Source organism: Pseudomonas sp. P1_F1_2 (genome assembly GCF_056405815.1).
The window spans coordinates 33038-45370 of sequence record NZ_JBFUBK010000045.1 but is presented as its reverse complement, the minus strand read 5'-3'; the positions used below and the strand labels follow the sequence as shown (position 1 = coordinate 45370).

The following is a 12333-nucleotide window of genomic DNA, read 5'->3' as shown; positions in this document are numbered from 1 at the left end:
GGCGGCATCACATTCAACACTTCAGTTGCTTGTGACATCGCCATCGCGGGCAAGCCCGGCTCCTACAGTTGGATTTAGGTGAACTTAAAGGCCGAGGTCCGACAACCCCGGGTGATCATCCGGCCGACGCCCCAGCGGCCAGTGGAATTTGCGGTCGCTTTCCTTTATCGGCAGGTCGTTGATGCAGGCGAACCGGTTAGCCATCAAACCGTTCTCATCGAACTCCCAGTTTTCGTTGCCGTAGGAACGGAACCAGTTGCCCGAGTCGTCGTGCCATTCATAGGCGTAACGGACGGCGATGCGGTTGCCGGTGAAGGCCCAGAGTTCCTTGATCAGGCGATAATCCAGTTCCTTGGCCCATTTGCGGGTCAGGAAACCCTTGGCTTCTTCACGGTTGTAGGYGAACTCGGCGCGGTTACGCCACTTGGTGTCCAGCGTATAGGCCAGCGACACCCGTTCCGGATCGCGTGAGTTCCAGCCGTCTTCGGCCAGGCGAACTTTTTCGATGGCTGATTCACGGGTAAAGGGCGGCAATGGCGGACGAACTTCTGCGTTAGACATTTAATGTCTCCCAGTAAAAGTAAAGTTAAACCAAGTTGTCAGGCTTATATAAAGTGGTTACAGGTCCAATAACTTTCGCGCCATGCATTGCGCATTATCGGCGGCACTGTGATCACCCATCACAAGCGCTACGGTAATGGCACCGTCGATCAGGATCAGCAGCTGTTTGGCCAGTGTTTCCGCGTCGGCAGCGCCATGTTCGGTACAGAGCTCGCGCACGTAGTCGAGCAGCTTCTGTTTGTGTTCTTTGGCAACCAGGCGAACCGGGTCTTGCGGGTCGCCGGTTTCACCACTGGTGTTGATGAAAGCGCAGCCGCGGAAGCCGTCCGAGGCAAACCAGGCCTTGAGCACGGTAAACAGGTTCAGCAGCCGGTCGGCCGGGGTCTCGGCCATGCCGACTTCCGTCCGGTACCAGTGCATCCAGCGCACGTCGCGCCGTTGCAGGGCCGCAACGGTCAGCTCCTCCTTGTTGGTGAAGTAGCGGTAAATACTTTTTCTGGAGACGCCGGCGGTTTTCACCAGAAGATCCATGCCAGTGGCAGCGATACCACTTTTGTAGATCAACTTTTCGGTGACATCCAGAATGATGTCGCGTGTGTCGTTGCTGGTTATTTTGTTCATGTGCTGAACAGTAGAACGATCATTCTTCATGGTCAATAAAAAATTTTACGCCTGTTTAAAGATCGTTCCCACGCTCTGCGTGGGAATGCATCCGGTGACGCTCCGCGTCGCATTTAGAAGCGAACGCGGAGCCATTCCCACCCAGAGCGCAGGAGCGAACTGAGGCGGCATTACAGACCGTAACAAGACCCAAACTGATCCATCGTGTAAGCTCTGTGACTATTCGGAATTGACCCATTGCGAGCCCTATGCCGTCGCTTTTCAAACGCTCTCTGCTGCCCAAACTGCGCAGTTTTCCGCTGACCGCCGATGCCGTCACCATCCTGTCTGGCGCTGCCGGGTTTCGTCGCTGCCTGCTGGAGAAAATCGCCCAAGCGACCCGGCGCATCTATATCGTTGCGCTGTATCTGCAACAAGATGAAGCGGGCCAGGAAATCCTCGATGCCTTGCACGCCGCCAAACTGGCGCGTCCGGAACTGGACGTGGTCGTGGTGGTTGACTGGTTGCGCGCCCAACGCGGTTTGATTGGTGCCGGCAAGCAACCGGGCAACTCGGCCTGGTATCAGGAAGCGACGCGTACCCACGCAAGTGAAGTGCCGGTGTATGGCGTGCCGGTGCAGACGCGTGAGCTGTTCGGCGTGCTGCATTTGAAGGGCTTTGTGATCGATGACTGTGTGATTTATAGCGGTGCGAGCCTGAACAACGTGTACCTGCACAAGTTCGACAAATACCGCTTTGACCGTTATCACGTACTGGAAAACCAGGCGCTGGCCAATTCGATGCAACACCTTGTCCAGCACGGTTTCATCGCTTCCAAGGCCGTGCATCGCCTCGATTTGCCGAACCTGCCGACCACTCGCAGCCTGCGCCACGATATCGGTGACTTGCGCAGCCGCCTCAAGCATGCCGCGTACGACACCACGGCGGGCACCACGGAAAAAGGTGGTTTATCCGTCAGTCCGTTACTCGGTGTAGGCAAGAACAATCCATTGAATCGGGTGATTTGCGAGTTGATCGCCAGCGCCCAGCACCAACTGACCATCTGCACGCCGTACTTCAACCTGCCACTGGCGGTGACTCGGGAAATAAACCGGGCGCTGGGCCGGGGCGTGAAGATCGATATTGTGGTCGGTGACAAGACCGCCAACGACTTCTACATTCCGCCGAGTGAGCCGTTCAAGGTGATCGCCGCGTTGCCGTATCTCTACGAGATCAGCCTGCGACGCTTTGCCAAAAAGCATCAGCACAGTATCGACAGCGGCAAATTGAACCTGCATTTGTGGCGTGATGGCGACAACACCTATCACCTCAAAGGCATGTGGATCGACCAGCGCTACACCTTGCTGACCGGCAACAACCTCAACCCGCGGGCGTTCCGTCTTGACCTGGAAAACGCACTGCTGATCGATGACCCGAAAGGCGAATTGCTTGAGTCGCGCGCTGGCGAACTGGTGCAGATTTTCCAGAATACCCAGCGAATCGAGCGATACCAGGACCTTGAAACGCTGCTGGATTACCCGCCGGCGGTGGCCAAGTTTCTCACCCGCGTCAGTCGGGTGCGGATCGAGCGTCTGCTGTATCGCATTTTGTAAGCTCCAGTTCGCGGGGCTTTGGCCACAAAGCCACCAACAGCAGTAACGCCGCGGCCACCAGATAGGGCAGGCGGGGTTCGAGGTCGTAAATCAGAGTGGCCGCCAACGGCCCGATCACCACGCCGAACCCTTGTGCCGCGCCGATGGTGCCCGCCGTCGCGCCTTGCTCCGAGGCCTCGACCGCATTGGCGGCCAACGCGGCAAAGGACGGGAAGATCAAGCCCATCCCGCCCGCCGACACGAAAAAGCACAGCCACAACCCCCACGCCGTATTCGCGAGAATGCTGCCGGCAAATCCTGCTGATGCCACCAGCGCCCCGGCGCGGATCAACCGCAATGGCGGCCAATCGAGTCTGCGCACCACCAATTGCGCACAGATCAACGCGAAACCGACCATGGTCAGGGCGATGCCTGCTGTTTGCGCGGCGTCGGCCGGGCTCATGCCGAGGCGGTCGAGGGCGAAAAAACCGACGGTGATCTGCGCAATCGACACACACAGCATCGCGACAAACGCGACAGCCATGGGCCGGCGCAGGCGTGGATCGTTCAGGTGTACCTTGCGCGGCGCCTGGCGCAGGTGCAGTTCTTGCCCTTTGAGCTTGAAGTGCAACACCAGAAAAGCCAGCAGCGGCAGGACGGCCATGGCGTAGAACGGCAGGCTCAAACTGAAGCGTGACAGCAATGCGGCGATGGCCGGGCCGATTACAAGGCCGCACGCATTGGCGGCACCCAAGGCGGCCATGGCTTTGGCGCGGTGTTGCGGTTCGATGTTGTCGGCGATCAGCGCGTTGCCACCCACCGGAATCGCCGCATAGAACACACCGATCAAACCGCGCCCGATCATCACGCCGATGAACCCCAGCAGCGCCGAGGGTAGAAATCGCAACGAAGCATCGATGAACAGGCACAAGGCCCAATAGGCGAGGGTGAAGCCAGCGGTGGCGATCAGCAATATTCGTCGTCGACCATAGCGGTCACTGGCCTGGCCCCAAGGGCGGGCGAGCAGCATCCAGATCACCCCGGACACCGTCACCGCCGCACCAGCCTGCCAGGTGGCCAGGCCCAGCACGCGGGCAATCGGGCCGATCAGCGATACGAACGCCATCATCGACATGGAACAGGCCATGTTCGCGACCATCAATGGGCGCAGATCGAAGGCAGGGGTGGTCATGGGGGAGTCGTCCGTGAGCTTTTAGAGTGGGGGGGATAGTAGCGCGGGTTATGTGCAAGGCAGGAGGAGTATCGGTGGCAGTGATAATGCCATCGCGGGCAAGTCGAATCGTCGCACCGCCGCTCCCACAGATCTTGTGAACACCGAAGATCCTCTGTGGGAGCGGGCTTGCCCGCGATGGGGCCCGCTCAGACGCTAGAAAACGATCAGTTCAAACCCAGTTTGCCGCGCAACGTCGACAGGTCTTCAGCCAAGGTATTCACCGGCCCAACCAACGCTTTACGGTCATTCTCTTTCACCTTGTCGTAGGTTTCGAAACCGCCATCCTGGGTCTTGTACTTGGCCAGGATCTTGTCCACGGTCGCGAAGTTCTTGTCGACTTTGGCGATGAATGCCGCGTCTTGCTTCTCGATCTGCGGACGGAACAGGTCGACGATTTTCTTCGCGCCGTCGACGTTGCCCTGGAAGTCATAGAGGTCGGTGTGGCTGTAGCGGTCTTCTTCACCGGAGATCTTGGTGGCCGCGACTTCTTCGAGCAGCGCCGCCGCGCCACCGACGACTTTCTCAGGCGGGAAGGTCAGGCCGGCCACGCGGGTTTGCAGGTCCTTGACGTCTTTGTTCAGGCCGTCGGCCAAATCGCCCAGGCCTTGGGTGCTTTTTTCCGAGAACAGCGAGTACTCGATGCGGTGGAAGCCAGTGAAGTCGTCGGCTTTCACGCCTTTTTCGTGGTCGTCTACGCGCGAATCGATGGACGCGTCCAGGTCACTGAACAGCTCGGCAATCGGCTCGATCGACTCGTAGTAAACGCGGGTCGGGGCGTAGAGCTTTTGCGCGGTGGCCAGATCACCTTTTTTCACCGCGTCGGTGAACTGTTGGGTGTGGCTGGCCAATTCGTCCAGTTGCTCTGTGACGTAAATCTTATAGTCCGAAACCGGCCCCACCAGGTCCATCGGCGCTGTGGTCGCGAACGCCGAAAGCGGAGTGTTGAGCAAGCCAAGGGTCAGCAGTAAAGCGAGTGGCGACTTTTTCATGGGCGGTTCCGTGTTGGGAGTTGTCAGGCGGTTGTTGTTGAGGATGTGGCATGAAGCAGCGAGCGACCGATGAAGTCCTGGTCGCTGGTGACACCTGGCAGGGTGAAGAAGTAGCCGCCGCCGACGGGTTTCAGGTATTCCTCCAGCGGCTCGCCGTTCAGACGGGTTTGCACGGTGATAAAGCCTTTTTCCAGATCGGCCTGGTAGCAGATGAACAACAAGCCCATGTCGAGCTGGCCGTTTTTGTTCACGCCATTGGAGTAGTTGAACGGCCGGCGCAGGATCAGATTGGCTTGGGTGGCGGCGGTGCGCGGGTTGGCCAGCCGGATGTGCGCGTCGAGTCTGGTCAGCTTGCCTTGCGGGTCCTTGGCGTAGTCCGGGACTTCGGTTTCATGGGCGCCACCCATGGGCGCACCGGTGCTTTTGACCCGTCCGAGGATGGTTTCCTGTTCTTGCAACGGCGTACGGTCCCAGCGCTCAACGAAATTGCGGATGATCCGCACCGCTTGATAGCTGCCATGGGTTGCCCAGCCTGGTTCATCGCTGCCGGGTCGGACCCAGACGATGCGGTCCATGACGTTGGCATCGTTCGAATCAGGATTGGCCGAGCCGTCGCGAAAACCCAGGAAATTGCGCGCGCTCTGCGCCGGAACACCCGGTTTCGCCGGAGCTTGCGGCGGCACGCTGCCTTCCTGTTTCCAGCGCACCAGGAGCAAGTCCGGCAGGTTTTTAACGATGTCGCGCAGGGCGTGGATGTTGGTGTCGGTAGTGTTGGAGCAGAACTGCAGGCTCAGGTCGCCGTGGCAGCAGTCAGCCTCCAGTGCATCGTTGGGGAAACCGACCATGCGCGCCAGTCGCTTGGGTTTGACGCTGGCCAGACCGAAACGCTCGTCGAACAACGACTCTCCCACCGACACAGTGATGGTCAGGTTGTCCGGTGTGACCACCGGGCCAAGAATCCCGGAATCCACTGGCGGCAGTTTCGGATCGACCTGGGTTACCGGGCCGCCCTTCATCAAGAACGCGATGCGCTCGTTGAGGGTGCTAAACAGCCGTTCGAGGTCGGCTCGGTCAGTGGCCAGCACATCAAACGACACCAGCATGCCGGATGCCGGAMGTGGGGTGACGATGCCAGCCTGGTGTTTGCCGTGGAATTCATGGCGGTCTTCAGTCTTGTCGCTGCTCGGCGCTTCAGTGACCTGCGCGGGGCTGGCGGCCATGACCGGACAGCTCAACGCCACGCCGGCCGCGCCCATGCCCATCAATATCCGGCGACGCTGGAGGTTGAATTGCTCTGAGTCATTCATGGGTTCAAGTCTTCTGCTTACAGGCCGGAGAGGCCAAGGGCGGGATCGATGGCATCGAGGGCGCCGGCCAGTGCCTGAGCCTTTTCGGCGATTTTTTTGCGCTGTTCGGCGCTGACGCTGTCGTAGCGGGCGTAACCATCGTTGACCTTGAGGCCGTTAAGTTCGGTGTCGAAGGCGACGATGGCGCTGTCGAGCGTGGGCAGTAAATCGGCGGCGGATGTGCTCAGCATCGGGCGCAGCAAGTCGACAACTTTGCGGGCGACGTCGAGGTTGGCGGCAAAACCGTTCAGGTCGGTGTGGCTGTAGCGTTCTTCTTCACCGCTGCTGGCACGTACATCAGCGAGGGTATTGAGGTTGCGCACCACAATGCTCACCAGTTGCTCCGGCGGCAGCGGTTCGGCCAGCAGTTGCTGCTTGAGCGTGGTGACGTCAGCGGTCAGACGTTGGGCAACCGGGGCCAAACCATCGAGGCTACGTTGCTGGAACAGCGCATATTCCAGGCGATGGAAGCCGACGAAGGCCGGGTCCTGCTCGCGTTTTTGGAAATAGTCGGCGCGGGCATTGATCGCGTTATCCAGCTCGGCCAAGCGCTGGGCGGCCGGGGCGATGCGTTGATACGCAGCGCGGGCCGGCGCATACAAGGATTGCGCCTGGCTTAGGTCGCCGACCTCGATGGCTTGCTCAAGCGCGGTAACGGCTTTGATCAACGCCGTGCCTTGCATGCTCAGGTACACGCGAAATTCTGACAACGGACCAACGAACGCGACCATCGACGGTTTGGCTTTTGCGGCGGCCTCGGACGCCTCGGTCGGGGTCACGTGCAAGGTGCCGCGCGGGTTGCTGAGCAAACCGCAAGTGATGGTGTAGTCGCCGGGCAACAGGTTGGCGTTGATCACCTGGCTCAGGCCCGGCGCGATGTTCTCGCGCTCTTCGAGCACCAGCACACCGTCGAGGATTTCCCATTCAACAGCGCGGTCCGAGCGGTTGACGATGCGGAAACTGGCGCGACCGGCCGGGACCGTCAGCGCATTGGGCTCGCAGCTGTGCGGGTGAATGTTGACCACCACGTCGTCATGGTTGGCCTGGCGCTTGGCGGCGGCCATTTTCGAGGCGTAATAGAACAGGCCACCGGCGGCGATCATCACGATCACCGAACCGGCCACTGCCCAACGCAAGGCCCGGGACGGGCCGGCTGTAGGAATAGGCTTTGACATGAAGGCCCTTACTGACTGGAAACGGAAGAAGGCTGTTTGGCGGGCGTGGGGGCCGGGACGAAAAACATCACCAACGCCACTACCAGATAAATCAGGTAGGCACCGAGGGTGCTGACCGTTGGGGCGTCCTGATAGCCGAACATGCCCGCCAGCACCGAGCCCAACGGGCCGTCCATCGGCAGCGTTGCGCTGAAGTCGAACAGCACGGTTTGCAGGTGATTCCATAGCCCGGCTTCATGCAGCGCCTGCACCGAATTGGAGAGAATGCCGGCGGCCACGAACAGGATGAACAACCCGGTCCAGCGGAAAAATGCACCAAGGTTCAGGCGCATGCTGCCGCTGTAGATGAGGAAACCGACGGCGATGGCCAGGATCAGGCCGAGCAGGGCGCCAATGGGCGCGGCCGGGCCCTCGCTCTGTTGGAACACCGCCAGCAGGAAGAACACCGTCTCCAGGCCTTCCCGGGCCACGGCGAAAAACACCATGGCGATCAGGGCGATGACCTGGTGTCTGGAGCCGGCCAGCGCGTGATCGAGGGACGCCTGCAGCGAATGTTTGATCGAGCGCGCCACTTTGCGCATCCAGAACACCATCGAACTGAGAATGCCGACGGCCAGCAGACCGATCACGCCTTCAAACAGCTCTTGTTGTTTCTGCGGGAATTCGGCGCTGACCAGCTCCAGACCACCCCCCACCAGCAGGGCCAACGCCGCAGCGAGGAACACACCGATCCACACCGCGGGCATCCACTGACCCCGGCCGGTTTGCTTGAGGTAGCTGGCGATGATGCCAACGATCAACGCGGCTTCGATGCCTTCGCGCAGCATGATCAGGAAAGGGACGAGCATTCAGCACCGGGACACAATTAGTTAGGGTGCTAATTTGTAACATAATGACATTCATTCACATATGCAAATAATTGACATTTACCTGAACCTAAGCTGAACAACCCTGAACATCACTGTGGGAGCGGGCTTGCCCGCGATGACGCAGTCACCTTCGATACATATGTCGGCATATCCACCGCTTTCGCGGGCAAGCCCGCTCCCACAGGATCTCCTTTGCTCAAGCGTGCTGCGGTAAGATGCCCGCACTCAAAAAACAACAGGGCTCACCGCGCTCAATGTCGGAAAAAGACACCATCTCCATTCAACTGGTGCGCGAAGCGCTGTTGCAAAGCTGCGCCCCGGGCCAGGCCACCGATGAGGTGTTGAACAAGGTCGGCATCGATCCGGCATGGTTGCAAACCCCTGACGCGCGAGTTCCGGCGACGGCCTATGCGCGGTTGTGGCGCCTGCTGGCGCGACGCGGTGACGATGAGTTTTTTGGCATGGACCCGCGCAAGCTCAAATCCGGCAGTCTTGAGTTTCTGTGTCGTTGCTCGATGGTCCAGCCGAGCCTGGCCGCTGGGCTGACCTCGGGCCTGGGTTTTCTGTCGCTGATGCTTGAAAACATGCCCGCGCAGCTGGTTCGCCAGCAAAGCCTGGCCGAAATCGTGCTGGCGGAAGACGATCAGGATCCGCGTCGTGCCTTCACTTATTTCACCTACTGGATGATCGTTCACGGCGTTGCCTGTTGGCTCGCGGGGCGGCGGATTCCAATCCTGGCCATCGAATTGCGCTGCCCGGCGCCGGATTTTTGCGGCGACTATCAGGTGATGTTCTCCGAAAACCTGCGCTTCGACCGGCCGCGCACGCGGATGATTTTCTCGGCTGAGTGCCTGGACTTGCCGATCAAGCGCAGCCCGGAAGAACTCAAGCGTTTCCTGGCGCACGCGCCGGCCAATATTCTGGTCAAGTACCGTGATCCTGAGAGCCTGGCGAGCCGCATCAAACAGAATTTGCGGCACTTGCCCGCAGAACATTGGCCGGAAACCGAACCGTTGGCGCAGCAACTGCACATGTCCGCCTCGACCTTGCGCCGACGTCTGGCGGAAGAAGGGCAGACCTACCAAGGGCTCAAGGACAGCGTGCGCAAGGAACTGGCGATCGTTTGGCTGGCAGAGCCGAACATCAGCTTCGCCGAGATTGCGGCCCGGCTGGGGTTTGCCGATGCGAGTTCGTTCTACAAGGCGTTTCGCAAGTGGTCGGGGTCCAATCCGGGGCATTACCGGAGTTTGATCCTTAACGAGGCGCACTGATCCGGTCCCCATATTGGATCGACTGACGCCATCGCGGGCAAGCCACGCCCACAGGGGAGTGCATTGCAAATGTGGGAGCGTGGCTTGCCCGCGAAAGCGTGCGCCCAGGCGGCACACCTCTTGAATTTTGGCCAAACCAGTCACGCAATCTGAAGGCTTTGACCATTGCCCCGTTCTACGCACGGAGCGAGTATTTCTCTGGTTTATACGGTTCCCCCAACCTAATAAAAATACCGAGGGATTCTGGCAATGCGCGATTACTTGTCTGCCACATCACAGTTCAATTATCAGCACACCGTCGATGCCGCACTCAGTGGTTCCTTGCAAGCGCTCAACGCCTGCGTCGAGTGTTGCGACCGGCACGCCTTGCCGGGGCGCATTGCGCTGTTCTGGGAAGGGCGCGATGGCGCCAGCGCTTCGTACACCTTCACTGACTTGCAGGACAAAGCGGCACGGTTTGCCAATTTCCTGCTGGCCCAAGGGGTGAAAAAGGGCGACAAGGTCGCCGGCCTCCTGCCACGTAATATCGAACTATTGATCACCGTCTTCGCCACCTGGCGCATCGGCGCGGTGTATCAGCCACTGTTTACCGCTTTCGGCCCCAAAGCCATTGAACACCGTCTCGGCAGCTCGGGTGCCAAAGTGGTGGTGACCGACGCGGTCAATCGCTCGAAACTCGCGGAAGTCGCCGACTGCCCGACCATCGTCACGGTCGGTGGCCCTAAAGGCACGGGCATCGTGCAGGGCGATTTCAGTTTCTGGGCCGAACTGGCCAATTTTTCCGCAGACTGCGAACCGGTGCTGCTGACCGGCGAAGACCCGTTCCTGCTGATGTTCACCTCGGGCACCACCGGTCCCTCGAAAGCGCTGTCGGTGCCGCTCAAGGCCATCGTCGCGTTCCAGAGCTACACCCGCGACGCCGTGGATTTGCGCCCTGAAGACGCGTTCTGGAACGTCGCCGACCCGGGTTGGGCCTATGGCATCTATTTCGGGGTCACCGGGCCGATGGCGATGGGGCATCCGATCACCTTCTACGATGGCCCGTTTACCCTCGAAAGCACCTGCCGGGTGATCAACAAGTACGGCATCACCAACCTCACCGRATCACCGACCGCGTACCGTCTGCTGATCGCGGGCGGCGACGAGTTTGCCAAGTCGATCAAGGGCAAGCTGCGCATCGTCAGCAGCGCCGGAGAGCCGCTGAACCCGGAAGTCATCCGTTGGTTCGCCGATAACCTTGGCGTGGTGATTCACGACCATTACGGCCAGACCGAACTGGGTATGGTCCTGTGCAACCACCACGCACTGGAACATCCCGTGCACGTCGGCGCCGCCGGTTTTGCTTCACCCGGCCACCGCATCGTGGTGCTGGACGAAGCGTACAAAGAGCTGGGTGTGGGTCAGCCGGGCATTTTGGCCATCGACCGCAGCCAGTCGCCGATGTGCTGGTTCAACGGTTACGAAGGCGCGCCGACCAAAGCGTTCGTCGGCGACTATTACCTGAGCGGCGATACCGTGGAATGGAACCCTGACGGCAGCATCAGTTTCGTCGGTCGCAGCGATGACGTGATCACCACGTCCGGCTACCGCGTCGGCCCGTTCGACGTGGAAAGCGCGTTGATCGAACACCCGGCTGTGGTCGAGGCCGCCGTGGTCGGCAAACCCGATCCGGAGCGTACCGAGCTGGTCAAAGCCTTCGTGGTGATTTGCTCGCAATACCGCGCCACGCCGGAGCTGGCCGAAGAACTGCGCCAACACGTGCGCAAGCGTCTGGCGGCGCATTCTTACCCCCGTGAAATCGAATTTGTCAGCGAGTTGCCGAAAACCCCAAGCGGCAAATTGCAGCGCTTTATCTTGCGCAACCAGGAAATCGCCAAGGCTCAAGAGGCCGCCGCGAAGAACGTTTCAGCTTGAATCCAAGGAAACAATGATGCAGATCGAAAACAAGGTTTTTCTCGTCACCGGCGGTGCTTCCGGCCTGGGTGCGGCAACAGCTGAAATGCTGGTCGCGGCTGGCGCCAAAGTGATGCTGGTGGACATGAATGCCGAGGCTGTAGCGGCTCAGGCTCAACGTCTTGGTGCGCAAAGTGTGGTGGCCGACATCAGCAACGAAGCCGCCGCCGAAGCCGCAGTGCAGGCGACGGTCAAAGCCTTTGGCGGTCTCAACGGCCTGGTCAATTGCGCTGGCATCGTGCGCGGCGAGAAGATCCTTGGCAAGAACGGCCCGCATGGGCTCGCCAGTTTCAGCCAAGTGATCAACGTCAACCTGATCGGCAGCTTCAACATGCTGCGCCTGGCATCTGCCGCTATCGCCGAAACCGAGGCGGATGCCGATGGCGAGCGCGGTGTGATCATCAATACCGCGTCGGCAGCGGCGTATGACGGCCAGATTGGCCAGGCCGCTTATGCCGCGTCCAAGGGCGCCATTGTCAGCCTGACTCTGCCAGCCGCCCGTGAACTGGCGCGCTTTGGTATCCGCGTGATGACCATCGCCCCAGGCATTTTCGAAACACCGATGATGGCCGGCATGACCCAGGAAGTCCGCGATTCGCTGGCCGCTGGCGTGCCATTCCCGCCGCGTCTGGGCAAGCCTGGCGAGTACGCCGCGCTGGTCCGGCATATCATTGAAAACAGCATGCTCAACGGCGAGGTGATCCGTCTCGACGGCGCCTTGCGCATGGCCGCCAAGTAAGGAG

At 60.1% G+C, this 12333-nt stretch carries 11 protein-coding genes; 4 read left to right on the top strand and 7 right to left on the bottom strand.

The window, feature by feature from the left end; translation table 11 throughout:
• Positions 1-84: 84 nt before the first annotated feature.
• Complete coding sequence (locus AC1D2P_RS15435; protein ID WP_477811493.1) at positions 85-561, bottom strand: nuclear transport factor 2 family protein; 477 nt, start codon at positions 559-561, stop codon at positions 85-87.
• Between the two features lie 57 nt (positions 562-618).
• The gene (locus tag AC1D2P_RS15430) at positions 619-1182 is read right to left on the bottom strand and encodes a TetR/AcrR family transcriptional regulator (protein ID WP_223525296.1); all 564 of its coding nucleotides are present in this window, start codon (positions 1180-1182) and stop codon (positions 619-621) included.
• A 248-nt stretch (positions 1183-1430) separates the two neighbouring features.
• On the opposite strand from AC1D2P_RS15430, the gene pssA reads away from it, so the two are divergent.
• On the top strand, positions 1431-2774 hold the full coding sequence (gene pssA / locus AC1D2P_RS15425) for a CDP-diacylglycerol--serine O-phosphatidyltransferase (RefSeq protein ID WP_046027337.1): 1344 nt from the start codon (positions 1431-1433) through the stop codon (positions 2772-2774).
• Here pssA and AC1D2P_RS15420 read toward each other — a convergent pair.
• From AC1D2P_RS15420 to efeU, 5 genes are all read right to left on the bottom strand, one after another.
• Positions 2731-3945, bottom strand: coding sequence for an MFS transporter (locus AC1D2P_RS15420; RefSeq protein WP_109784792.1), 1215 nt, complete (start codon positions 3943-3945; stop codon positions 2731-2733). The genes pssA and AC1D2P_RS15420 overlap by 44 nt on opposite strands.
• 206 nt (positions 3946-4151) lie before the next feature.
• The gene (efeO, locus tag AC1D2P_RS15415) at positions 4152-4976 is read right to left on the bottom strand and encodes an iron uptake system protein EfeO (RefSeq protein WP_477757306.1); all 825 of its coding nucleotides are present in this window, start codon (positions 4974-4976) and stop codon (positions 4152-4154) included.
• Positions 4977-4999: 23 nt separating this feature from the next.
• Positions 5000-6283: an iron uptake transporter deferrochelatase/peroxidase subunit gene (gene efeB, locus AC1D2P_RS15410; RefSeq protein WP_477811492.1), complete on the bottom strand. Its 1284-nt coding sequence runs from the start codon at positions 6281-6283 to the stop codon at positions 5000-5002.
• Positions 6284-6300: 17 nt separating this feature from the next.
• Positions 6301-7497, bottom strand: coding sequence for an iron uptake system protein EfeO (efeO, locus tag AC1D2P_RS15405; RefSeq protein WP_477757308.1), 1197 nt, complete (start codon positions 7495-7497; stop codon positions 6301-6303).
• An 8-nt stretch (positions 7498-7505) separates the two neighbouring features.
• On the bottom strand, positions 7506-8345 hold the full coding sequence (efeU, locus tag AC1D2P_RS15400) for an iron uptake transporter permease EfeU (RefSeq protein WP_077430197.1): 840 nt from the start codon (positions 8343-8345) through the stop codon (positions 7506-7508).
• 275 nt (positions 8346-8620) lie between these two features.
• Here efeU and AC1D2P_RS15395 point away from each other — a divergent pair, with 275 nt between their 5' ends.
• The 3 genes from AC1D2P_RS15395 (at position 8621) to AC1D2P_RS15385 (ending at position 12329) form a co-directional block, all read left to right on the top strand.
• Positions 8621-9637 carry an AraC family transcriptional regulator gene (locus AC1D2P_RS15395; RefSeq protein ID WP_077432156.1) on the top strand — a complete coding sequence of 339 codons (1017 nt, stop codon included), beginning with the start codon at positions 8621-8623 and terminating at the stop codon, positions 9635-9637.
• Positions 9638-9886: 249 nt separating this feature from the next.
• Positions 9887-11551: an AMP-binding protein gene (locus AC1D2P_RS15390; RefSeq protein ID WP_477811491.1), complete on the top strand. Its 1665-nt coding sequence runs from the start codon at positions 9887-9889 to the stop codon at positions 11549-11551.
• Positions 11552-11567: 16 nt separating this feature from the next.
• A complete protein-coding gene (locus AC1D2P_RS15385) occupies positions 11568-12329 on the top strand; it encodes an SDR family NAD(P)-dependent oxidoreductase (protein WP_109784797.1) in 762 nt (253 codons plus the stop codon).
• The last annotated feature ends 4 nt before the right edge of the window (positions 12330-12333 follow it).